Below are 21,068 nucleotides of genomic sequence, written 5' to 3'. Positions count from 1 at the left end.
GTCACACTGACGAATAGGGGGTACGATCCCTGCCATGAACACAGCGGACCTTGGGCTGCCGGAGGAAGAAGGGCGCGAAGCGCTTCCGCGGGAGGGCGGTGGCGGGAGACGGGTGGGCGTGCCCTCGACGGCGCTCTTCACGGACCAGTACGAGCTGACGATGCTGCAGGCCGCGCTGAAGGCCGGTACGGCCGAGCGGCGCAGCGTGTTCGAGGTCTTCACCCGACGGCTGCCGGAGGGACGGCGCTACGGCGTGGTCGCGGGCACCGGGCGTGTCCTGGACGCGGTGGAGAACTTCCGCTTCGACGAGGACCAGCTCGGCTTCCTGCGCGAGCAGCGGATCGTCGACGAGCAGACCCTGGACTGGCTCGCCGGGTACCGGTTCACCGGGGACATCTGGGGCTACCCCGAGGGCGAGGTGTACTTCCCCGGCTCCCCGATCCTGCGCGTGGAGGGCAGCTTCGCCGAGTGCGTGCTGCTGGAGACGGTGATCCTCTCCATCCTCAACCACGACTCCGCCATCGCGGCCGCCGCCTCCCGGATGGCCTCCGCCGCAGGTGAGCGCCCGCTGATCGAGATGGGCGCCCGACGCACCCACGAGCTGGCGGCCGTGGCCGCCGCGCGCGCCGCCTACGTCGGCGGTTTCGCCACCACCTCGGACCTCGCGGCCGGCTTCCGTTACGGCATCCCGACCGTCGGCACCTCCGCACACGCCTTCACCCTGCTGCACGACCACGAGCGGGACGCCTTCAAGGCCCAGGTGGACACCCTCGGCCCCGGCACCACGCTGCTGGTGGACACGTACGACGTCGCCGAGGCGGTCCGGACGGCGGTGGAGGTGGCCGGGCCCGAGCTGGGCGCGGTGCGCATCGACTCCGGCGATCTGCTCCTGGTCGCGCACCGGGTCCGCCAGCAGCTGGACGAGCTGGGCGCGACCGGGACGAAGATCGTGGTCACCTCGGACCTGGACGAGTACGCGATCGCCTCGCTGGCCGCGGCCCCCGTGGACGCGTACGGCGTCGGCACCCAGCTGGTCACCGGTTCCGGGCATCCGACCGCGTCCATGGTCTACAAGCTGGTCGCGCGCGCGGAGACGGCGGACCCGGGGGCGCCGCTGGTGCCGGTCGCGAAGAAGTCCAGCGGCGGCAAGACGTCCGTCGGGGGCCGCAAGTGGGCGGCGCGGCGGCTGGACGCGGACGGGGTCGCCGAGGCGGAGGTCGTGGGCACCGGTCCGGTGCCGGCGGAGCTCGCCGGCCGGCAGCTGCTGGTACGACTGGTCGAGGACGGCCGGATCGTGGGGCGCGAGCCGCTGGGCGTGGCGCGCGAGCGGCACATCGCGGCACGGGCGAACCTCCCGCTGTCCGCGACGCAGCTGTCTCGGGGGGAGCCGGTGCTCGTGACGGAGTACGCCCACGAGCGCTCGGGCGGCTAGAGCGGGGCCGTCGTCCGCCCCTCTCCCCTACGGGCCCGTAATTCTCTAGGCTCGGGTACTTCACCACCAGTAGAAGGACACCATCATGCGTCGCGCGTTGATCGTCGTGGATGTGCAGAACGACTTCTGCGAGGGGGGCAGCCTCGCGGTGGCGGGCGGTGCGGACGTCGCCGCCGCGATCACCGAGCTGATCGGGCAGGCCGCGGGAAGCGGGTACCGCCATGTGGTGGCCACCCGGGACTGCCACATCGCGCCCGGCGGCCACTTCGCGGACGACCCGGACTACCTGCGCTCCTGGCCGGCGCACTGCGTCGCCGGCACGGAGGGGGTGGGCTTCCACCCGAACTTCGCCCCCGCGGTCGCCTCCGGCGCGATCGACGCCGTCTTCGACAAGGGCGCCTACTCCGCCGCCTACAGCGGCTTCGAGGGCACCGACGAGAACGGCAACCCGCTGGCCGGCTGGCTGCGCGCCCGCGGGGTCGCCGAGGTCGACGTGGTGGGCATCGCCACGGACCACTGCGTGCGCGCGACGGCCCTGGACGCCCTCCGGGTGGGCCTGCGCACCCAGGTCCTGCTGGACCTGACGGCGGGCGTCTCCCCGGAGACCACGGAGAGGGCCCTGGGGGAGCTGCGGGAGGCGGGCGTGGAACTCGCCGGCAAGCCGGTCGTGAGCGGCTGATCCGCTACCGGACCACCGCCGACCTGCGCAGCAGCGCTCGGATCGGGTGCCACAGCTCGGTCATGACACCGATGTCGCCGGGGGCGGGTGCCGTGCGCCATATCAGGCCGTCGGGGTGGTGCAGGACCGCCGTGATCTCGTCCGGCGTCGGAGGCGCGGTGTTGCCCCGCAGATAGATCGGCCGCAGGCCCAGGTTGCGCAGCCGGGTCAGGGCGCGGGCGCGGTTGCCGGCGTGCACCAGGACCCGTACGCCGGCGGCGTCGTCGGGCAGGTTCAGCGCGACGACGACCGTGCCGTTCGGCAGTTTGCAGAAGCCTCCAGCGGCCATGCGGTCACATCCCCGTTCCGGTCGGTGTCAATAAGCGAGTCACAGGACGCACCTAAACACGATCGGCGGCGACCCGCCAAGGGGTTGCCGCCGATACGCGTCTGAGCTGCGAAGATGCGAACTACTTCACCGCGGGTCCGACCTTGACCGAGATCGTCGAGCCGTCCCTGGCCTCGCGGACGATCGAGATCTTGGTGTTGGTGTCAGTTACCTTCACGCCGCCGGCCGGGTTCGCCGGGTCGTAGTAGTCGCTGGTGTGGTCGTTGAAGACCGGGACGCCCCGCGAGGACTTGATCCTCGTCGCGACGTCCGCCTTGTGCAGCGTGAGACCGTCCGTGCGGTACAGGCTGAACGGGGAGTCGTACGCCTGCGTCCGGTTGCGCATCAGCGTGCCGTCGTTCCAGCGCAGCGCGGTCGGGTGCGAGTCGATCGGCAGGATCTGGCCGACGCCGGGGTGGTCCTTGGCGTTGGTGTTGTTGTCCGCCTGGGACAGGTCCCACTTCCAGATCAACAGGCCGTTCTGGTACGGGTAGTGCTCCACCCAGTCGGGCCGCGCCGCCGAACCGAAGTTGTAGGGGCCGGTCTTGAGGGTGGTGTCGTACGACACGTACTGCCGGTTCTCGGCGATGTAGTACTGCGGGTAGTCCTTGGTGAAGGACGCGCCGATGCGGGAGAACCCGTTCGAGGTCCACGCGTTGTCCGCCGACTCGGCGTCGTCCGAGAAGAGCGCGGCGCCGTCGGCGGTCACGGCGATCTCGTCCGCGGTGAAGCCGTTCTCCGCGACTCCGCCGTCCGTGAGGTAGCGGAAGCGCAGCTGGATCTTCTGGCCGGCGTAGGCGTCCAGGGGGTACGACAGCTTCTTGTTCGTCTCCGAGAAGCCGGTCAGCGCGGGCTTGTCGCCGCCGTCACGCGGGATGGCCTGGCCGTCCGCGGTGCCGTCCAGGGCGGTCCAGTTGGCGCCGCCGTCGGTGGACACCTCGGTGTACAGGTAGTCGTAGTTGGCCTCGATGGCCCACCAGCCGTCGAGGGTCAGCGTGGCCGAGGACTTGCCCGTGAGGTCGACGGACCGGGTCAGCGTGCTCTTCAGGTCGTTGCCGCTGCCGCTCCACCACTGGGTGGCGCCCTGCGCCGGCTGGCTGATCTCGGTGGTGACCGCCTTGTCGGGCAGGCTGACCACCAGGGCCTGCTTCTTCCTGGTGTTGTACTCGGCGACGCCCAGCTTGTGCGAGGACCTGGTGCCGGCCTTGGCGGTGTCGTAGTTCAGCCAGCCCAGCTGGAGCTTGTCCCAGGCGTTCATGTCGCCCGGCATGTCACCGATGGACTCCTTGCCGGTGCCCAGCCAGGAGCCGGAGGACATCAGGGTCCAGAATCCGGTGGAGTTGTCGCCGCCGTCGGTGTCGTACTCGTCCGGCAGGCCGAGGTCGTGGCCGTACTCATGGGCGAAGACGCCGAGTCCGCCGTTCTCCGGCTGGATGGTGTAGTCGCCGACCCAGACGCCGGTGTCGCCGATCTGCGCGCCGCCGAGCTTGTTGGCGTCGGGGCCGGTGGCGCCGGCGTCGGTGCCGAAGGCGTACCAGCGGTGGGCCCAGATGGCGTCGGTGCCCTGGGCACCGCCGCCCGCGGACTCGTCCTCACCGGCGTGCACCAGCTGGAAGTGGTCTATGTAGCCGTCGGGCTCGTTGAAGTTGCCGTCACCGTCGTAGTCGTAACGGTCCCACTGGTCGTACTTGGCCAGGTCCTTCTTGATGTCGGCCTCGGACTTGCCGGCCGCCTTCTGCTGGGCGACCCAGGCGTTCAGGCCGTCGCTGACGACGTTCCAGACGCTGGTGCAGTTGGTCGAGCCGCACGCGTCGTTGCCGTAACGGGCCTCGTTGTAGGGGACCTTGACCCAGTCGGAGACCTCGCCGTCCACCGAGTAGCGGCCCGAGGACTGCTTCTCGTAGTACTTCTTCAGCGACTCGGTCTTCTTGCCGGTGCCGAAGTAGAGGTCCTGGAAGTGCTTCTGGTCGTAGTCCTTCTGCCAGGCCGTGGAGTTGTCCTTCTCGCGGTCCGGCTCGGCGATCGTGTTGTGCAGCGGCCCGGGGGTGCCGCCGTACTTGGGGTCGGTCTTGTCGCCGAACTCCACCAGGATGGTGAAGATCTTGTCGGTCTTCTCGCGGCTGAGCTCGACGTACTTGCTCTTGCCCTTGCGGCTCTTGAGCTTGACGACCTTGGAGCCGTCGCGCTCCTGCGGGCTGGCCTTGCCCGCGATGATCTGGTTGAGCGCCTCTTCGCGCTGAGACTTCTGGGTCTTGCTCAGCGGGCCGTCGAGGTCGTGCGACTTCTGCCGCACCGGCGCCGGGTCGTGCCGGTGCACGGCGCCGGCCGGTGCCTGCCGGGTGCTCGCCTCCGCGACGGCGAAGGTGGCGAACGTGGCGGAGGCCGCCGCGATCGTGACACCGATCGCGGCCGCTCTGAACGTCCAGGATCTGCTGGTCACTTGAGTTCCTCCCCCGCGCCCCGCGCGCGGACAGGGGGTTCCCGTGTTCGGAAGTCCGTGCGCGCATGACAAGCGCGTGTTCAAGTGACGACATTTGACTAGAGGTTTAGAAGAAAAGACAGATCTTGACTCTGTAAGGTCAGTTGCACTATGCGGAGTTGACGCGGCCTTTAGGCAGAGCGTGCTTCCTGTGCGCCCCCCATGCATCGACGGCGTGGGTTAGGTCACGCTTACCCGGGCGCCCGCTCGGGCATGCAGGCGAGGAGAGAGTCGAACGGCACCCCCGATACCCGAAGACCTCCGAGGACACGATTGCCATGCCTCGTCCGACCGTCGCCCAGCTCGCCTACGGCGCGAGCACCGTGATCTTCTCGACCCTCGCCATGCTGCTGCTGTCCCAGACGGGTTCGGGCGTCGGGATCGCCGTCATCGCCCTCGCGGCGCTCGCGCTCGGACTGCTGGTCGCGATGACGGTGCCCACGCAACGCGGCACACGGCAGGAGGCCGCCGGGACGGCCCCGGAGGGGGAACGCGTCCCGACGGCCCTGTGACGCCCGGGGTCGGTGCGGTCGTTCGGGTCAGCGCCGCGGTTCGGTCTCGGTGCTGACCACGACCGTCTTGGCGGCCTTGTCGTGCAGACCCTGCTTGTAGGGCTTGTCGAAGAAGCTCCACCCGCCGCAGATCGCGGTCCAGACGCAGGCGCAGCAGAAGGCGAACGGCAGCCACAGCACCAGCGCGCGCAGCAGTGAGGTCTGCGCACCGGGGGTGGCGCCGTCGGACAGGTTGGCCACCCGCATGTGCAGCCACTTCTTGCCGAGGGTCTGGCCGGTCCTGTGGATGAAGAAGGTGTCGTAGGCGATGTAGAGCACGGCGGCGATGACGGACTGCCCCAAGGAGCGGGCGGCGTTGAGCTGGTCGCTGTTCACGTCGTACTCGCGGACGTTGAACGCCCAGGTGAGCAGGTAGACGACGATGCCGACCAGGATCATGTCGATGATGCGGGCGAGGGTCCGCTTGGCGCTGTCGGCGAGCGGGGGCATGCCGGCCAGGGGGTCGGCGGGATAGCCCCCGGCGCCGTGCGGGCCTCCCCCGTAGGGGCCGCCGCCGGGCGGGGGCGGGCCGCCGTCGTAGGGACCGCCCCCGTAAGGGCCGCCGGGAGGTGGGGGCTGCTGACCGCCGTAAGGGGGTGGCTGCCGGTCGCCGCCCTGAGGCGGCGGTTCCTGGCCCCCGTGGGCAGGCGGCTGCTGCTCGCCGCCCGGGGGCGGGGAGTCGTACGGTGAGCCCTGCCCCTGGTTCGGCGGGGGCGGCTTCCTGAACGGGTCGTCCTCGGGTGGCTGCTCTCCGGAGCCGGGGGGCGGTGCGCTGCTCATGGCCCGAGTGGATCGCGAACGCCCCGGTTCCGCATCCGGCGGACGGCCGTACGGGGTACCGCCGGTCCGCCGGCGCCCCGGTCAGCCCGCGACGAAGGTGTGCGCCGCCTTGTCGTGCCAGCACTGGTGCCAGGGCCGGTCGAACAGGCACCACAGCACGCCCACGATCCCGATGCCGAGCAGCCCCGGGATGCTGTACACGAGCCAGCGGCGCAGCGCCGGGGCGAAGGCCGGGGGCTCATGGCCCTCGATGTCGCGCACGTCCAGACCGCACAGCCGCTTGCCGAGGGTACGGCCCCATTTGACGGTGGGCAGCACCTCGTAGACGACGCCGAGGACGAGCAGGACGGCGAGGACGATGCCGAGGCTGGTGCCGGTGGTGCCGTCGAGCAGCCAGACGGTGACCTCGTGCCCCGACTGCCGGGCCGCGTCGATCTTCTGCTGCATGTGGTCGAGGGCGCGGGTGCCGAGCGGGACGGCCGCGACGGCGGTCACGGCGCCCATGACCACGGTGTCGATCAGCCGGGCCGCGAGCCGTCTGCCCAGTCCTGCGGGGCGGGCGGCGGCCTGTCTGCGCGCCGCCGCCTGGAAGACGTCCTCCACCGGCGGCTTCCAGGGTGCGACGGGTTGCTCCTCCGCCGCTCCCCCGGCCAGCTGGTGCACCTGTTGCGCCCAGGATCCCTGTCCGGCCCCGCCCTGCTGCGGCACCTGCGGGGCCGCGGGCGCGGGCTGCCGGTTCCGGGACGGCTGCACGGCGCCGAAGCCGGGCCCCGGCGAGGGTGCCGGGGGCGGGGCGGGCACCGGGGGCGTCGCGGGGGACGGCGCGGCGACCGGGCCCTGCGCGTGGAAGCCGGGCCCGTCGGCCTGATTCCGCTGCACCGGGCGCATCGTCATGGTGCCGTCGTCCGTACGACCGGTGACCGGCCGCCGGAAGACGAAGGTGCCGGGGTCGGGGGCCGCGCCCTCGGCCGGCGGGGTCGCGGGGGCGCCGTCGGTGCGCTCCGCCCGCCCGTCGGGCTGTGCGGGCCCCTCGGCGGGAACCCGGGGGTCGGCCCCCCAGGGGACACCGGCCTGCGCGGGCACGGCGCCTTGCCGCGGATCGGCGTGCCCGGCCGGCTGTCCGGCGTGGGCGCCCTGGTCCCACCGGCCGCCCCGCTCCGCACGGCCGCCCCGGTCACCCGCCTGCCCGCCGGGCCCCGACGCCCCTGCCCGGCCCGCCTGCTGGCCGGGTACGCCCGCGCCCGCCGGCCCGGACCGTCCCGGCTGACCCCCTTGGCGGCCGGAGCCGGCGTCCGGGCGGCCCATCTCCCCGCCCGCTCCGGCGGATTGGCCGAAATCACCCGCCCGGCCCTCTTGACCGGGCGCACCCGCCCGGCCCGGGGCGCCGCTCCCGTGCGCCGCGGGCCAGGATCCGGCCGCCCCCGAACTCCCCGCCGCGTGCGCGGAGTTGTCCGTGACCGCCGGACCCGAGGCCGCCGGGCCCCCGGGTTCCTCGTCGAAGAAGTGCGGGCCCGTCTCCTCCACGGCCGGGGTGACGCCCGGGGGCGGGGCGAGCGATTCGCCGTCCTTCGGGGCCGGGCGGCTGGTCCCGGGCACCCAGGCGGCGCCGTTCCAGTACCGGACGTAGCCCGGGATGGACGGGTCCGGGTAGTAGCCCTCGCGGGGCCGGTCGTCACCGGGGGCCGGGGTTGGGGCGCTCATGTCCGTCGTCCCGTATCTGCTCGTGGGTGGGATGGGGCCTCCCACATCTATCAGACGCGGGCACGCGCCACCGCCAGTCCCGCAGGACCCACTCCATCCGGGCAACGCCGCGCGCGTCGTCCGGACCGGGCAGAAAAAAATACTTCTCCGGACCCGCGTAATGACCGGGCCGCTGCCGCCTCTCTCCTGGCACGGGACCGCGCCGAGCGGCCCCGCGCGGTCCCCGGCACGAAAGGAAACCCAGGCCATGCAGCACACCGTGGTGGAGCGGGAGCTCGAACTCAAGCTGATCCTGTCGCCCGGCCGGAGCATCCCGGTCCCGGCCCGGCTCGCCTACCGCTCCGACGACCCCTACGCCGTCCATGTCTTCTTCCACGTCAACTCGGAGTTCCCGGTGCACTGGACGTTCGCCCGCGATCTGCTGGTGGAGGGGGTGTTCCGGCCGTGCGGCCACGGGGACGTGCGGGTGTGGCCGACGAAGTCGGCGGGCCGCAGCGTCGTTCTGATGGCGCTGAGCTCGCCCGACGGGGACGCCCTCCTGGAGGGGCCGGCCCCGCAGGTCTCCGCCTGGCTGGAGCGCACCCTGCGGGCCGTACCGCCGGGCACGGAGGGCGGGCAGCCGGGCATCGACGACGCCCTCGACCAGCTGCTCGCCCGGTGAGCCGGGTCGGACCGGCGGCCGGGCCGACGCGCCGGGCGGCCTCAGAAGAGCTTGCCCGGATTGAGGATGCCGAGCGGGTCGAAGACCTGCTTGACCGACCGCTGCATCTCCACCCCGACCGGCCCGATCTCCCGTGCCAGCCAGTCCTTCTTCAGCACCCCGACGCCGTGTTCGCCGGTGATGGTGCCGCCCAGTTCCAGGCCGAGCGCCATGATCTCGTCGAAGGACTCGCGGGCCCGGCGGGACTCGTCCTCGTCCTGGGCGTCGAAGCAGACGGTGGGGTGGGTGTTGCCGTCGCCCGCGTGGGCGCAGACGCCGATCGTCAGGCCGTACTTCGCGGCGATCCGTTCGACGCCCTCCAGCATGGCGCCGAGTCTGGAGCGGGGTACGCACACGTCGTCGATCATCGTCGTGCCCTTGACCGCCTCCAGCGCGGTCAGCGAGAGCCGCCGGGCCTTGAGGAGCATCTCGGACTCGGCCGCGTCCTCTGCCGGGACGACCTCGGTGGCGCCGGCGGCCTCGCACAGGGCGCCGACGGCGGCGAGGTCGGCGGCCGGGTCCGGGGTGTCGAAGGCGGCGAGCAGCAGCGCCTCGGTGGTCTCCGGCAGGCCCATGTGGGCCAGGTCGTTGACCGCCTTGACCGTCGTACGGTCCATCAGTTCGAGGAGCGAGGGGAGGTGGCCGCCGGCCATGATCCGGCAGACGGCGTCGCAGGCGCTCGCGGCGGAGGGGAACTCGGCGGCCAGCACCAGTTGCGCGAGCGGCTTGGGCTTCAGGCCGAGGACCGCGCGCACGACGATGCCGAGGGAGCCCTCGGAGCCGACGAACAGCCGGGTGAGGTCGTAGCCGGCGACGCCCTTGGCGGTGCGCCGTCCGGTGGACATCAGGCGGCCGTCGGCGAGGACGACGTCCAGGCCGAGGACGTACTCCGCGGTCACGCCGTACTTCACGCAGCACAGGCCGCCGGAGCCGGTGCCGATGTTGCCGCCGATGGTGCACATCTCCCAGCTGGAGGGGTCCGGCGGGTAGTACAGGCCGTGCTCCTCGACGGCGCGGGAGAGGTCCGCGTTGATCACGCCCGGTTCGACCACGGCGATCCGGTCGACCGGGCTGATCTCCAGGATGCGGTCCATCCTGGTGAGGGAGAGCACGATGCAGCCGTCCGAGGCGTTGGCCGCGCCGGACAGTCCGCTGCGCGCGCCCTGGGGGACGACGGGGACGCGCAGCTCGGTGGCGGTGCGCATGACGTGCCGCACCTGCTCCACGGTGCGCGGCAGAACCACGACGGCGGGGGCTCCGGCGGGGCAGAAACTGGCCATGTCGTGGCTGTAGGCGGCCGTGACGTCCGGGTCGGTCAGCACGGCCTCGGGGGGCAGTCCGGCCAGGAGCCGGCCGGTGAGGCTGCCGGTTGCTGCGATGGCTTCGACGGCTTCATCGCGACGTGCTTCGATGCGGCTCATGATCACAGGTTCGCACTCACGGCCATCGGTGTGAACCCCGTCATTCTCTCGCCACGCCCGGCGCGATCTTCTTGTCGTATTGACGCACAGTGAGCGCCATGGACAACCGAGTGAGCGAGCCGGGAACGCCCCTGCCGAGCGGGCCGCCCGCGCCCCGCCGTTCCCGGCGGTTGCTGCGGCGGGTACTGGTCACCGCGCTGAGCGGCGGTGTGGTCGCGGGAGCGGTTCTCGCGGTGTGGCCGGGGATCGGACCCGGGAACGCGAGTCCGCCCGCCCCGGGGCCGCGGGCCCACCGGGCGCAGCTGCGCGCCCCGGCGCAGGCGGCGCAGGCACTGACCGCGGTGACCTCCGGGGTGCCGGCGGCGCTGCCCGCCCTGGCGGCACTGATCGGGCAGCAGGAGCAGCGGGTGCGGGCCCAGCCGCAGGACGCGAGGGCGTGGGCCGTGCTGGGGACGGCGTACGTCGAGCGGGGGCGCGCCACGGCTCGGGCGGCGGACTTCCCGCGGGCCGAGCGGGCCCTGCGGACCTCGCTCCAGGTGGTGGACGAGGAGCAGAACCTCCAGGCACTGGACGGCATGACCGCGCTGTCCCTGGCACGCCGGGACTTCACCGAGGCGAAACGTTACGCCGAGCAGGCCCAGGAGCTGGCGCCGGCGCGTTGGTCGTCGTACTCCCAGCTGATCGACGCCGACACCGGGCTCGGCGACTACGAGGCGGTCGGCGACTGGCTGGAGAAGCTGCTGGCGCTCAAGCCGGGCCCGGCCGAGCGGCCCGCCGTGATGGCGCAGGCCGCCGAGGTCTACCGGAACCGGGGCTGGCGCGAGGACGCGGTGGCCCAGCTGACCGACGCGGCCGCCGCCGCCCGCACCCCCGCCGAACGGGCCGCCTATCTCACCCGGTTGGGCCAGATGGCCTTCGAGCGCGGTGATCTGCAGGACGCGCTACGGCACTACGACGCGGCCCTGCGCCAGGACGCCGACCAGCCGGCCGCGCCGGCGGGGCGGGCCCGGGTGCTGGCGGCGCTCGGCCGTTCGAAGGAGGCGGTGACCGCGTACCGCGACGCGCTGGCCCGCCGCCCGAGCCCGCGCGACGCGCTCGACCTGGGCGAGCTGTACGAGTCGCTGGGCATGGCCGAGCAGGCCCGCGAGAGCTACGACCGGGTACGGGAGCTGGCACAGCGGGAGACGTCGGACGGAGTGGACGACGAACTGGTGCTCGGCCGGTACGAGGCCGACCACGGGGACGCGCAGCAGGCCGTGGAGCGGCTGCGCGGCGAGTACGACCGCCAGCCCGGCACCGAGGTGGCCGACGCCCTCGGCTGGGCGCTGCACCGGGTCGGCGAGGACGACGCGGCCCTGGAGTACGCCACGACGGCGACCGACGGCACCAAGGGCGGCGGCGTGCGCAGCGCGCTGTACGCGTACCACCGGGGCGCGATCGAGGCCGCCCTGGAACTGGACGGCCCCGCCCGGCGCAGTCTCCAGGAGGCGCTCCGGATCAGCCCGGTGTTCTCCCCCCTGTGGACCCGCGAGGCGAAGTCGGCCCTCGCGGCGCTGGGGAATCCGCCGGACGCGCCGGTACCCGGCTGAGCCAGGACGGGGACCGCCGGTGGGCGCGGCACCGGGCGGTCCCCGTCAGGGCGGTCCGCTCCCTAGAGGTTTCCGCGCTTCTCCTGCTCGCGCTCGATCGCCTCGAACAGGGCCTTGAAGTTGCCCTTGCCGAAGCCCATCGAGCCGTGCCGCTCGATGATCTCGAAGAACACCGTCGGACGGTCCTGGACCGGCTTGGTGAAGATCTGGAGCAGGTAGCCGTCCTCGTCGCGGTCGGCGAGGATCTTCAGCTCGCGCAGGGTCTCGACCGGCACCCGGGTGTCGCCTACCCACTCGCCGAGGGTGTCGTAGTACGAGTCCGGGGTGTTGAGGAACTCGACGCCGGCCGCGCGCATGTCACGGACGGTCTGCACGATGTCGTTGGAGTTCAGCGCGATGTGCTGGACACCGGGACCGCCGTAGAACTCCAGGTACTCGTCGATCTGGGACTTCTTCTTGGCGATCGCGGGCTCGTTGAGCGGGAACTTCACCTTCAGGGTGCCGTCCGCGACGACCTTCGACATCAGCGCGCTGTACTCGGTCGCGATGTCGTCGCCCACGAACTCCTTCATGTTCGTGAAGCCCATGACCTTGTTGTAGAACCCGACCCACTCGTTCATCCTGCCGAGTTCGACGTTGCCGACGCAGTGGTCGATCGCCTGGAAGGTGCGGTGCGCGGGCTGCGCCACCATCGGCCGGGCGGCCACGTAGCCGGGGAGGTAGGGGCCCTCGTAGCCGGTGCGCTCGACCAGGGTGTGGCGGGTCTCGCCGTAGGTGGCGATGGCCGCGAGGACGACGGTGCCGTGCTCGTCCTTGACCTCGTACGGCTCGTCGATCGAGCGGGCGCCCTGCGCGATGGCGTACTCGTACGCGGCGCGGGCGTCCGGGACCTCGATGGCCAGGTCGACGACGCCGTCGCCGTGCTCGGCGACGTGCCGCTCGATGAAGCGGCCCCACTCACTGGACTGCTTGATCACCGAGGTGAAGACGAACCGGGCCGAGCCGTTCTCCAGGACGTAACTGGCGGTCTCGCGGCTGCCGTTCTCAGGTCCGGAGTAGGCGACCAGCTTCATGCCGAAGGCGGAGGAGTAGTAGTGCGCCGCCTGCTTGGCGTTGCCCACGGCGAAGACGACCGCGTCCATTCCCTTGACCGGGAAGGGGTCGTCCTGCCGGGCGGTCGTGTCGGGAGTGTGCTGTGTGGTCTGCGTCATAGCGGAAGGGTGACTGGACTCTGCAAGGTGCGCAATAGTTTCCCTGTTCACTGGGCAATCTGTTAAGCGAATCGGCCCCTAGGCCGGACTTTCTGTACATGATGACCACCCCGGGAGGGGCTGTGGCGATCGATCATCTGGACGGGCGGATCATCGTGCTGCTGGCGCGGGAGCCGCGCATCGGCGTGCTGGAGATGTCCCGGCGGCTCGGGGTCGCCCGGGGCACCGTGCAGGCCCGGCTCGACCGGCTCCAGTCGAACGGCGTGATCCGCGGCTTCGGCCCCCAGGTGGACCCGGCCGCCCTCGGCTATCCGGTCACCGCGTTCGCCACGCTCCAGATCCGGCAGGGCCAGGGCGCGGACGTACGGGCCTACTTGGCGACGGTGCCGGAGGTGCTGGAGCTGCTGACCACCACCGGCAGCGGGGACATGCTCTGCCGCCTCGTGGCCCGTTCGAACGCCGACCTGCAGCGGGTGATCGACCGGGTCGTCGGCTTCGAGGGCATCGTGCGGGCCTCCACTGCGATCGTGATGGAGAACCCGGTGCCACTGCGGGTGATTCCGCTGGTGGAGCAGGCCGCGGAGGAGTGACGGCCCGGCGGCCGACCGGCACGGACCGGCTAGTGCAAAAGAAGCATTGCAAAGATAGCTTTGCATAGCTATCTTTGTATGCATGACGGAGCACGAGACACTCGAACCGCGTCGGCTGGACGCCCACTCACTGCGCGGGCTCGCCCATCCCCTGCGGATGCGGCTGCTGGACGCTCTGCGGGTGCACGGCCCCGCCACCGCGTCCCAACTGGCCGGCCGGCTCGGTGAGTCGAGCGGCGCGACCAGCTACCACCTGCGCCAGCTCGCCGAGCACGGCTTCGTCGAGGACGCCCCCGAGCGCGGCAGGGGCCGGGAACGGTGGTGGCAGGCCGTGGCCCAGGGGCTGGCGTACGACAGCGCGGACTTCGAGGACGTGGACCCCGAGGTACGTGGTCTGACGGAGGTCTTCCTCCAGGAGAACGCGGCCCGACACGCCCGCGAGCTGGCCGCCTGGATCGCCACCCGGGGCCAGCTGTCGCCCGCGTGGTCCAGGGCCGCCGACATGAGCAACATGACAATGCGGCTCACGCCCGAACTCGCGCTCGAACTCATCGAGAAGATGCACGCGCTGATCGACGGCTACCGCGACCGGGTGCCCGACGCCGACACCCCCGAGGCGCAGCAGGTACGCATCCATACGCACCTGTTCCCGATGGACCACAGGTAAGCGGCCCGGCGGCAGAGACGGACGCAGCACACCGACCCGCAGCAAACCGACGCGCAGCGCACAGAACCAGATCGAGAGGCCACGTCATGGACTTCAACGCCCAGCTCGCCCGACAGCACCGTGCGGACCTCCACGCGGGCGCCGCCGCCGACCACCTCGCCGCGGCGGTGAAGCCGGCCACGGAACTGCGGACCCGCGTCGGCTGGACCCTCGTCGGCCTGGGGCTGCGGCTCGTCTCCGCACCCCGCCCGGTGGTGGTGCTCGCCCCCTAGGGACTTTCGGTTGGATCAGCCCGGCATGATCCGAACGAGAGGCCCTAGCAGCCGGGAACCGAGCCCTTCCCGGTCTCCAGGGCGCGCAGGGAGTCGACCGCGTTCTTCAGGGTGGTCACCGGGACCAGGCGCAGGCCCTTGGGAAGGCTGCCGCGGGCATCGGCGCACTCGGCCCTCGGGACCAGGAAGACGGTGGCACCGTCCCGGCGGGCGGCCTGCGTCTTCAGGCCCACGCCGCCGACCGGGCCGACCTTGCCCGCCGCGTCGATGGTGCCCGTACCGGCGATGGTGCGGCCGCCGGTGAGGTCGCCGCCGTGGCCGTCGCCGTGCAACTTGTCGATGATCCCCAGGGTGAACAGCAGGCCGGCGCTGGGGCCGCCCACGTCCGCCAGCTTCAGCGTGACCTTGACCTTGTCGGGGCTCAGGTCGAGGTAGGCCAGCGCCGCGCTGGTCGCCGCGTCCTGCGACTGCCGCATCTGCGCCGTGTTGTGCCGCTCGATCTCCTTGAGCGTGTCGCCGCTCGGGTACACCGCGTCCCGGGGCATCACGGCCCGGTCGGTACGGAACCAGTCGCCGGCGAGGTCCGAGAGGGTGAGGCGGGCGTCGGGGCCGGTCGCCTCGATGGTGACCATCCTCAGCTGACCGCTCGTCCGGCGGGTGTCGGCACCCTTGACCGTGATCACCTGCGTGCCCCGGTTCGAGCCCAGCACGTTCGCCGTCATCCCCGGCTGCGCCACGGAGAAGGGCAGCGGCGCGAACACCGCGGTGGCGAGGAGCGCGACGACGGGGAGCGCGCACAGGGCGAGGGCCTGGGGGCGCGTGAGACGTGAGAGCACGGGTTCAATTTACGTGACGGGTGCCGTCCGGCGGTCGTGCGGTGGCCGACGAGGTTACGGGCACCGTTTCCGTCCACCGCCGTGCGGGGGGGGGCGCGCCGCACCGGCGCCGAAGGTCTCCTCAGCGCAGCGCCTCCGCCACCTCCCGGGCCGCCTCCACCACCCTCGGGCCCACGCGTTCCGGGACGGAGTCGGCGAGCATCACGACGCCCACGCTGCCCTCCACCCCGGTCACCCCCACCAGCGGCGCGGCCGCTCCGCACGCGCCCGTCTCCAGTTCGCCTTGGGTCAGGGTGCAGGCCGGTTCCGCCGCGGGGGCCCGGCGGGCGGCCAGGATCGCCCGGCCCGCCGCGCCCCGGTCCAGGGGGTGCCGGAAGCCCGCCCGGTACGCCACGTGGTAGTCGGTCCACGTCGGCTCGACGACCGCCACCGCCAGTGCCTCCGTGCCGTCGACCAGTGTCAGGTGCGCCGTCGCGCCTATCTCCTCCGCCAGCGACCGCAGCGCGGGCAGCGCGGCCTCCCGGACCAGCGGGTGCACCTGGCGCCCGAGCCGCAGCACCCCCAGCCCCACACGGGCCCGGCCGCCCAGGTCACGTCGTACCAGGGCGTGCTGCTCCAGAGTGGCGAGCAGCCGGTAGACCACGGTCCGGTTCACGCCCAGTTTGGCGGACAGCTCGGTGACGGTGAGCCCGTGGTCGGTGTCGGCGAGCAGCTTGAGGACACGCAGTCCCCGGTCGAGCGTCTGAGAGGTCTCCGCGGTCACGACCCCCACTCCTTCGGCGGTGAGGTCGGCGAACCCCCGAGCGGGAAATGCGTCGCCGAGTCCCGTCGGCGACGCGCTCCAGAGGCCGCCGATCGGCAGGACGGCCCGGCGGCTCCGGACCCTGTCGCTTTCACGGCTGCGCTCCGCGGCGGCGCTGCCACGGGGCGTTGCGTAGCGGGACAGTAGCGAAGCAAGTTCGCTGAGCGGAAGTCTTGGTCCAGAATCCGGGCAAGGACGAAGACGAACTGAAGGTATACGTCCGGATACGTACGGCAGCGGAGCCGGCCCGCCCGCCGTGTCACCGCATCCGCGTCGCCCACTCCTGCACCTTGGCGATCCGCTGCTTCAGCTGTCCCGCCGTCGCCTCCGCGCTCGGCGGTCCGCCGCACACCCGGCGCAGCTCGGTGTGGATCACCCCGTGCGGCTTGCCGCTCTGGTGGACGTAGGCGCTCACGAGCGTGTTGAGCCGCTTGCGCAGTTCCATCATCTCCTTGTGGGAGACCACGGGGCGCCGCTCGGCGGGCAGTTCGAGCAGGTCGGCCTCGGTGTCCGGCTTCTTCTTGCTGTGCGCGATCTGCCGGGCCTGCCGCTTCTGGAGCAGCATCTGCACCTGGTCGGGCTCCAGCAGTCCGGGGATGCCGAGGTAGTCCTGCTCCTCCTCGCTGCCCGGGTGCGCCTGCATGCCGAACTCGGCGCCGTCGAAGAGGACCCGGTCGAAGACGGCCTCGGACTCCAGCGCCTCGAAGGAGAACTGCTCCTGCTCGCCGGTGTCCTCGTCCTGCTCCTTGTTCGCCTCCTCCATCTCCTTCTCGGATTCGGCGTACGGGTCCTCCTCGCCCTCCTTCTTCGGCTTGTCGAGGGCGTGGTCCCGTTCCTTCTCCATCTCGTTGGCGAAGGTCAGCAGGTCGGGCACCGTCGGCAGGAAGACGGAGGCGGTCTCGCCGCGCCGCCGGGACCGCACGAAACGGCCGACGGCCTGCGCGAAGAACAGCGGGGTGGAGATGGTGGTGGCGTACACGCCGACCGCGAGGCGGGGCACGTCGACGCCCTCGGACACCATGCGGACCGCGACCATCCAGCGGTCGCCGCCCGCGCTGAAGTCGTCGATGCGCTTCGAGGCACCGGTGTCGTCGGACAGGACGACCGTGGCCTTCGTACCGGTGATCTCGCGGATCAGCTTGGCGTAGGCGCGGGCGGAGTCCTGGTCGGAGGCGATGACGAGGGCGCCGGCGTCCGGGATGGCCTTCCTGACCTCGGTGAGCCGCTGGTCGGCGGCGCGCAGCACGCTGGGCATCCATTCGCCGCGCGGGTCGAGCGCGGTGCGCCAGGCCTGGCTGACCGCGTCCTTGGTCATCGGCTCGCCGAGCCGGGCGGCGATCTCGTCCCCCGCTTTGGTGCGCCAGCGCATCTGCCCGCTGTAGGAGAGGAAGATGACCGGGCGCACGACGCCGTCGGAGAGCGCGGAGCCGTACCCGTAGGTGTAGTCGGCGGCCGAGCGGCGGATGCCGGCGTTGTCCTCCTCGTACGACACGAACGGGATGGGGTTGGTGTCGGAGCGGAACGGCGTACCGGTCAGCGCCAGCCGCCGGGTCGCGGGCTCGAACGCCTCCAGGCACGCCTCGCCCCAGGACTTGGAGTCGCCGGCGTGGTGGATCTCGTCCAGGATCACCAGGGTCTTGCGCTGCTCGACCCGGTTGCGGTGCAGCATGGGGCGCACGCCGACACCCGCGTACGTGACCGCGACACCGTCGTACTCCCGGCCGAGCGGCCCCGCGCTGTACTCGGGGTCGAGCTTGATGCCGATCCGCGCCGCCGCCTCGGCCCACTGCTTCTTCAGGTGCTCGGTGGGCGCGACCACGGTCACCTGCTGCACCACGTGGTGGTGCAGCAGCCACGAGGCCAGCGTCAGCGCGAAGGTGGTCTTGCCGGCGCCGGGCGTGGCGACGGCGAGGAAGTCACGCGGCTGCTCCTGGATGTACTTCTCCATCGCCCCCTGCTGCCAGGCACGCAGCTTGTTGGCGGTACCCCAGGGCGCGCGGCCGGGGAAGGCGGGGGAAAGGTGGTGGGAGGAAGCGGCGGTGGTAGTCACGGTCTCCGTGGTCAGGTTCAGTCGGCTACGTATGACAACCGGGCCACCCTACCGGCGCCGCGCTGCCCTCCGGCCCCGAACGACCCGGGGTCACCGCCGGGTGGGACCCACGTCACAGGGCGGGGCTGCGGGGACCGCCGCGACCACGGCGACGTGAGCGTCCGTTCGGGGTCAGGGCTCCGCCGACCGCAGCCGTGTCGTCACCCACACGCCCGCCAGCGCGACCACCGCCATGGGGAAGAAGACGACGGCGAACGCGGCGGGACGGGCGGCGGTGCCGCCGCCGAGGGCCGCGAAGGCGGCGCCGACGGCGGCGAGGAGGAGGGCGTTGGAGAGGGCGTCGGAGATCTGGAGGGCGGCGGAGTTGGCGCCGGCCTCCTCGGGGGCGGACAGGCGCAGCAGCAGCACGCTGGTGGAGGAGATCACCAGGCCCATGCCGAGGCAGCCGAAGGCCCAGACGACGGCGACGGTCCACACCGGCACCGCGGGCAGCAGCACGCTCGGCACGGTCACCAGCGCGGCGGTGACCAGGACCATCCCGGCGGTCATCAGCCGCTCCCGGTACGGCGCGAGACGCGGCCGGGACTGCAGCCAGGAACCCAGCGCCCAGGTGCCGCCGCCCACGGCCAGGGAGAGTCCGGCGAGCGTCGGCGACAGGCCGCGCTGGGTGACCAGCATCAGCGGCACGAAGGACTCGGCGGCGACGAACGACCCTGCGGACACCCCGCGCAGCAGCACCACGGAGGGCAGGCCGCGGGCGGCGCGACAGGTGCCGCGCGGCAGCAGGCCGAGGACGGCGGGGACCAGCAGGGCGGCACCGGCCGCGCCGGGGATCAGGGAGAGGGGGCGCAGGTCCTGGACGGCGTACTGGACGAGCCCGGCGCCGAGGGCGATACCGAGGGCGAGCCGGATGCGCCGGCGGTCGAGGGGGGCCGCGGCGACCGCCGCGTCGACCGGTCCCGACGCCCGGCTCCGTATCCGGGGCAGGGCGAGGGCCAGCGGGAGCACGACGAGGACCGGGATGCCGAGGAAGACCCAGCGCCAGCCGAGCTGTTCGGTGACGGCGCCGGAGGCGAGCGGGCCCACGATGGACGGCACCACCCAGCCGGCCGCGAACGCCGCCATGATCGCGGGTCGCAGCCGTTCCGGGTAGGCCCGGCCGACGACCACGTACAGCGCGACGATGACGAGCCCGCCGCCGAGTCCCTGCACGGCCCGTCCGAGGATGAACACCCACATGGTCCGGGCGGTGCCGGCTATCACCAGGCCCGCGGCGAACGAGCCGATGCCGGTGGTCAGCGCGGCGAGCGGGCCGCGGCGGTCGGCCCACTGGCCGGCGAGGACCATGCCGAAGAGGCTGGTGGTGAAGAACCCGGAGAACGCGAAGGCGTACTGCGCGACGCCGTGCAGCTCACGCGCCGCGACGGGCATCGCGGTGCCGACGGCGGTCGCCTCGAAGGCGATCAGGAACACGACGGAGACCATGCCGATGCTCAGCGCCCGGTAGGCCCGGCCCAGCACCCCGCCGTCCTGCTCGAAGCCTTCCTCCACCACGACGTCGTCGGCACGGGACCCCAGCACGCTCATGTCCGAAAGAGTAAGGCCCGACGCCGAGTTCGCACCTGTCGGAGGTCCCCCCTCTCCTCTGCGACCCCGGACCTGCGCCCCTCGTCAGAGCACCCCGCCCGCCTCGTCCTGGAAGGACTCCGCCCAGTAGTGCCACGTCGTGCCCGGCTGGGTGGCGGTCGGGTCGAGGGTGGTCAGGGTGTGGAGCATGGCGGCGGCCAGCTGGTCGTAGGAGGCCGTCGTCAGTTCGTGGGAGAGGTGCTGGTCGATGACGCGTTCGTGGTGGAGCAGCCAGAGGGTGAAGGCGAGGGTCGAGACGTCGGTGTTGAGCGGGTGCAGCGCGGCCTCCGGTTCGGAGAACGTCAGCACCGCGCCGGTGCGGCCGTCGACCACCAGGCTGCTTTCCTCGGCCAGGCGGCCGAGGCGGATCAAGTGGTCGCAGTGGGCCGGGAGTTCGGTGCGGGGATGGTCGCCGCACTCCTGGGCGAAGTACTCGCGCAGCGTCGGCAGCGGGGCGTCCGGGTCGGTGAAGAAGAGGACCGCCTCCTCGGGCAGCCCGGTCTCGCGCAGGAAGCGGCGGGTCGGCTCGTGGGTGAGCGTGACCGGGAAGTCGACGTCCTCGAAGCGGGCCACCCGACCGTGCCCGAACTCCTGGTCGAGGACGCGCGCGGGGATGTCCAGGGCGAGCCCGGACGCCGTGCCCGGACCCGCGGCCAGGGCGAGCGGGCGGATCAGGGCCGCCGCCTTCCAGTACGGCGGCACCCGGCCGTCCGTGCCCTCCTCGAAGAGGGCGAGCAGCCGGCGGGACGCCTCTGCGGCCGTCTTCGGGCCGTACCGCCCGGCCAGCGAGGAGAACCGGCCGCGCAGGCCCGCGAGTTCCTCGGTGACCGCGGCGAAGCGCAGCAGCGTGGCCAGGGACGGTGCGAAGGGGCGCCAGGCGGAGGGGTCACGGAGGTACGCCGTCGTGATCTCGCCCGTGTCGCCGTCGAGCAGGATCGACTCCCGCTCCATGCCGGCCGGGTTGAGCAGTTCGCCGATCACCAAGCGGTCCCGCAGCTCCTCCGCCAGGTGGAAGGGGCCGTCCGCCGCGTCCGCGAGGGTGCGCAGGCCGTGCGCGCGCAGCGGTGAGAAGGTCAGCACGTCGGTGACGGCGGGCAGCCCGGGACCCGTGAGCAGGCCGCGCGTCGCGGCATGTGTGACATGGCGGTCCAGCTCGGCCTCGGTCAGCGTGATCGCCGCTGTCCCGGCATCCGTCGTCGTACCCATCGCTCCCCCGCGGTCTCGCCCGTGCGTGCCGAAGTACGGGCGCCCGCACCGGCGGCTCCCCCACCGCTGAGCACACTACGCCGCACCACTGACAACGCCCCGTGGGACG

At 72.2% G+C, this 21,068-nt stretch carries 19 protein-coding genes; 8 read left to right on the top strand and 11 right to left on the bottom strand.

Annotated elements, in window-relative coordinates:
- Positions 1-34 precede the first annotated feature (34 nt).
- Both VT52_RS26465 and VT52_RS26460 read left to right on the top strand, forming a co-directional pair.
- Positions 35-1,432, top strand: coding sequence for a nicotinate phosphoribosyltransferase (locus tag VT52_RS26465; RefSeq protein ID WP_079175274.1), 1,398 nt, complete (start codon positions 35-37; stop codon positions 1,430-1,432).
- A gap of 85 nt (positions 1,433-1,517) precedes the next feature.
- Positions 1,518-2,111 carry an isochorismatase family protein gene (locus tag VT52_RS26460; protein ID WP_046423159.1) on the top strand — a complete coding sequence of 198 codons (594 nt, stop codon included), beginning with the start codon at positions 1,518-1,520 and terminating at the stop codon, positions 2,109-2,111.
- A gap of 4 nt (positions 2,112-2,115) precedes the next feature.
- Here VT52_RS26460 and VT52_RS26455 read toward each other — a convergent pair whose 3' ends face one another.
- Both VT52_RS26455 and VT52_RS26450 read right to left on the bottom strand, forming a co-directional pair.
- Complete coding sequence (locus VT52_RS26455; protein WP_046423160.1) at positions 2,116-2,439, bottom strand: hypothetical protein; 324 nt, start codon at positions 2,437-2,439, stop codon at positions 2,116-2,118.
- A 121-nt stretch (positions 2,440-2,560) separates the two neighbouring features.
- On the bottom strand, positions 2,561-4,918 hold the full coding sequence (locus VT52_RS26450; RefSeq protein WP_046423161.1) for an immune inhibitor A domain-containing protein: 2,358 nt from the start codon (positions 4,916-4,918) through the stop codon (positions 2,561-2,563).
- Positions 4,919-5,235: 317 nt separating this feature from the next.
- Between VT52_RS26450 and VT52_RS26445 the strand changes: the two genes are divergently transcribed.
- Positions 5,236-5,469: a hypothetical protein gene (locus tag VT52_RS26445; protein WP_046423163.1), complete on the top strand. Its 234-nt coding sequence runs from the start codon at positions 5,236-5,238 to the stop codon at positions 5,467-5,469.
- Positions 5,470-5,496: 27 nt separating this feature from the next.
- On the opposite strand, the gene VT52_RS36045 is transcribed toward VT52_RS26445, so the two are convergent.
- Entirely contained in the window at positions 5,497-6,288 is a 792-nt protein-coding gene (locus VT52_RS36045; RefSeq protein ID WP_079175273.1) for an RDD family protein, read from the bottom strand.
- Positions 6,289-6,369: 81 nt separating this feature from the next.
- The gene (locus VT52_RS26435) at positions 6,370-7,989 is read right to left on the bottom strand and encodes an RDD family protein (RefSeq protein WP_046423166.1); all 1,620 of its coding nucleotides are present in this window, start codon (positions 7,987-7,989) and stop codon (positions 6,370-6,372) included.
- Positions 7,990-8,236: 247 nt separating this feature from the next.
- On the opposite strand from VT52_RS26435, the gene VT52_RS26430 reads away from it, so the two are divergent.
- Positions 8,237-8,650, top strand: coding sequence for an SsgA family sporulation/cell division regulator (locus VT52_RS26430; protein ID WP_046423167.1), 414 nt, complete (start codon positions 8,237-8,239; stop codon positions 8,648-8,650).
- A gap of 41 nt (positions 8,651-8,691) precedes the next feature.
- On the opposite strand, the gene VT52_RS26425 is transcribed toward VT52_RS26430, so the two are convergent.
- Complete coding sequence (locus VT52_RS26425) at positions 8,692-10,116, bottom strand: FAD-binding oxidoreductase (RefSeq protein ID WP_046423169.1); 1,425 nt, start codon at positions 10,114-10,116, stop codon at positions 8,692-8,694.
- A 92-nt stretch (positions 10,117-10,208) separates the two neighbouring features.
- Between VT52_RS26425 and VT52_RS26420 the strand changes: the two genes are divergently transcribed.
- Complete coding sequence (locus VT52_RS26420; protein WP_046423171.1) at positions 10,209-11,699, top strand: tetratricopeptide repeat protein; 1,491 nt, start codon at positions 10,209-10,211, stop codon at positions 11,697-11,699.
- A 62-nt stretch (positions 11,700-11,761) separates the two neighbouring features.
- Here the strand turns inward: VT52_RS26420 and hppD are convergent, their stop codons facing one another.
- Complete coding sequence (hppD, locus tag VT52_RS26415; RefSeq protein WP_046423173.1) at positions 11,762-12,910, bottom strand: 4-hydroxyphenylpyruvate dioxygenase; 1,149 nt, start codon at positions 12,908-12,910, stop codon at positions 11,762-11,764.
- Positions 12,911-13,032: 122 nt separating this feature from the next.
- Here hppD and VT52_RS26410 point away from each other — a divergent pair, with 122 nt between their 5' ends.
- The 3 genes from VT52_RS26410 to VT52_RS26400 all read left to right on the top strand — a co-directional run bounded on the left by VT52_RS26410 (position 13,033) and on the right by VT52_RS26400 (position 14,439).
- Positions 13,033-13,500 (top strand): Lrp/AsnC family transcriptional regulator, encoded by a 468-nt coding sequence (locus VT52_RS26410; protein WP_046423174.1) that lies wholly within the window; start codon positions 13,033-13,035, stop codon positions 13,498-13,500.
- A gap of 82 nt (positions 13,501-13,582) precedes the next feature.
- Positions 13,583-14,167, top strand: coding sequence for an ArsR/SmtB family transcription factor (locus VT52_RS26405; RefSeq protein WP_046423175.1), 585 nt, complete (start codon positions 13,583-13,585; stop codon positions 14,165-14,167).
- 86 nt (positions 14,168-14,253) lie between these two features.
- Positions 14,254-14,439, top strand: coding sequence for a hypothetical protein (locus tag VT52_RS26400; protein WP_046423176.1), 186 nt, complete (start codon positions 14,254-14,256; stop codon positions 14,437-14,439).
- Between the two features lie 44 nt (positions 14,440-14,483).
- On the opposite strand, the gene VT52_RS26395 is transcribed toward VT52_RS26400, so the two are convergent.
- The 5 genes from VT52_RS26395 to VT52_RS26375 all read right to left on the bottom strand — a co-directional run bounded on the left by VT52_RS26395 (position 14,484) and on the right by VT52_RS26375 (position 20,959).
- On the bottom strand, positions 14,484-15,275 hold the full coding sequence (locus VT52_RS26395; RefSeq protein ID WP_046423177.1) for a S16 family serine protease: 792 nt from the start codon (positions 15,273-15,275) through the stop codon (positions 14,484-14,486).
- A 121-nt stretch (positions 15,276-15,396) separates the two neighbouring features.
- Complete coding sequence (locus VT52_RS26390; protein WP_046423178.1) at positions 15,397-16,038, bottom strand: IclR family transcriptional regulator; 642 nt, start codon at positions 16,036-16,038, stop codon at positions 15,397-15,399.
- 298 nt (positions 16,039-16,336) lie between these two features.
- The gene (locus VT52_RS26385) at positions 16,337-18,127 is read right to left on the bottom strand and encodes a DEAD/DEAH box helicase (protein ID WP_046423180.1); all 1,791 of its coding nucleotides are present in this window, start codon (positions 18,125-18,127) and stop codon (positions 16,337-16,339) included.
- Between the two features lie 171 nt (positions 18,128-18,298).
- Positions 18,299-19,714 (bottom strand): MFS transporter, encoded by a 1,416-nt coding sequence (locus VT52_RS26380; protein ID WP_079175272.1) that lies wholly within the window; start codon positions 19,712-19,714, stop codon positions 18,299-18,301.
- A gap of 84 nt (positions 19,715-19,798) precedes the next feature.
- Positions 19,799-20,959 (bottom strand): SUKH-4 family immunity protein, encoded by a 1,161-nt coding sequence (locus VT52_RS26375; protein ID WP_046423184.1) that lies wholly within the window; start codon positions 20,957-20,959, stop codon positions 19,799-19,801.
- Between the last annotated feature and the right edge of the window lie 109 nt (positions 20,960-21,068).

This window comes from Streptomyces malaysiense, assembly GCF_000980885.2.
GTDB classification, from domain to species: Bacteria; Actinomycetota; Actinomycetes; order Streptomycetales; family Streptomycetaceae; genus Streptomyces; species Streptomyces malaysiense.
This window is presented reverse-complemented; position numbering and strand designations above follow the sequence as displayed.

Excerpts from the sequence above, each read along its gene's own strand:
- VT52_RS26430 (WP_046423167.1), top strand. The coding sequence starts at position 8,237 with ATGCAGCACACCGTGGTGGAGCGGGAGCTCGAACTCAAGCTGATCCTG.
- hppD (WP_046423173.1), bottom strand. The coding sequence starts at position 12,910 with ATGACGCAGACCACACAGCACACTCCCGACACGACCGCCCGGCAGGAC.
- VT52_RS26405 (WP_046423175.1), top strand. The coding sequence starts at position 13,583 with ATGACGGAGCACGAGACACTCGAACCGCGTCGGCTGGACGCCCACTCA.
- VT52_RS26460 (WP_046423159.1), top strand. The coding sequence starts at position 1,518 with ATGCGTCGCGCGTTGATCGTCGTGGATGTGCAGAACGACTTCTGCGAG.
- VT52_RS26400 (WP_046423176.1), top strand. The coding sequence starts at position 14,254 with ATGGACTTCAACGCCCAGCTCGCCCGACAGCACCGTGCGGACCTCCAC.
- VT52_RS26420 (WP_046423171.1), top strand. The coding sequence starts at position 10,209 with ATGGACAACCGAGTGAGCGAGCCGGGAACGCCCCTGCCGAGCGGGCCG.
- VT52_RS26455 (WP_046423160.1), bottom strand. The coding sequence starts at position 2,439 with ATGGCCGCTGGAGGCTTCTGCAAACTGCCGAACGGCACGGTCGTCGTC.
- VT52_RS26465 (WP_079175274.1), top strand. The coding sequence starts at position 35 with ATGAACACAGCGGACCTTGGGCTGCCGGAGGAAGAAGGGCGCGAAGCG.
- VT52_RS26435 (WP_046423166.1), bottom strand. The coding sequence starts at position 7,989 with ATGAGCGCCCCAACCCCGGCCCCCGGTGACGACCGGCCCCGCGAGGGC.
- VT52_RS26380 (WP_079175272.1), bottom strand. The coding sequence starts at position 19,714 with ATGAGCGTGCTGGGGTCCCGTGCCGACGACGTCGTGGTGGAGGAAGGC.
- VT52_RS26445 (WP_046423163.1), top strand. The coding sequence starts at position 5,236 with ATGCCTCGTCCGACCGTCGCCCAGCTCGCCTACGGCGCGAGCACCGTG.
- VT52_RS36045 (WP_079175273.1), bottom strand. The coding sequence starts at position 6,288 with ATGAGCAGCGCACCGCCCCCCGGCTCCGGAGAGCAGCCACCCGAGGAC.
- VT52_RS26375 (WP_046423184.1), bottom strand. The coding sequence starts at position 20,959 with ATGGGTACGACGACGGATGCCGGGACAGCGGCGATCACGCTGACCGAG.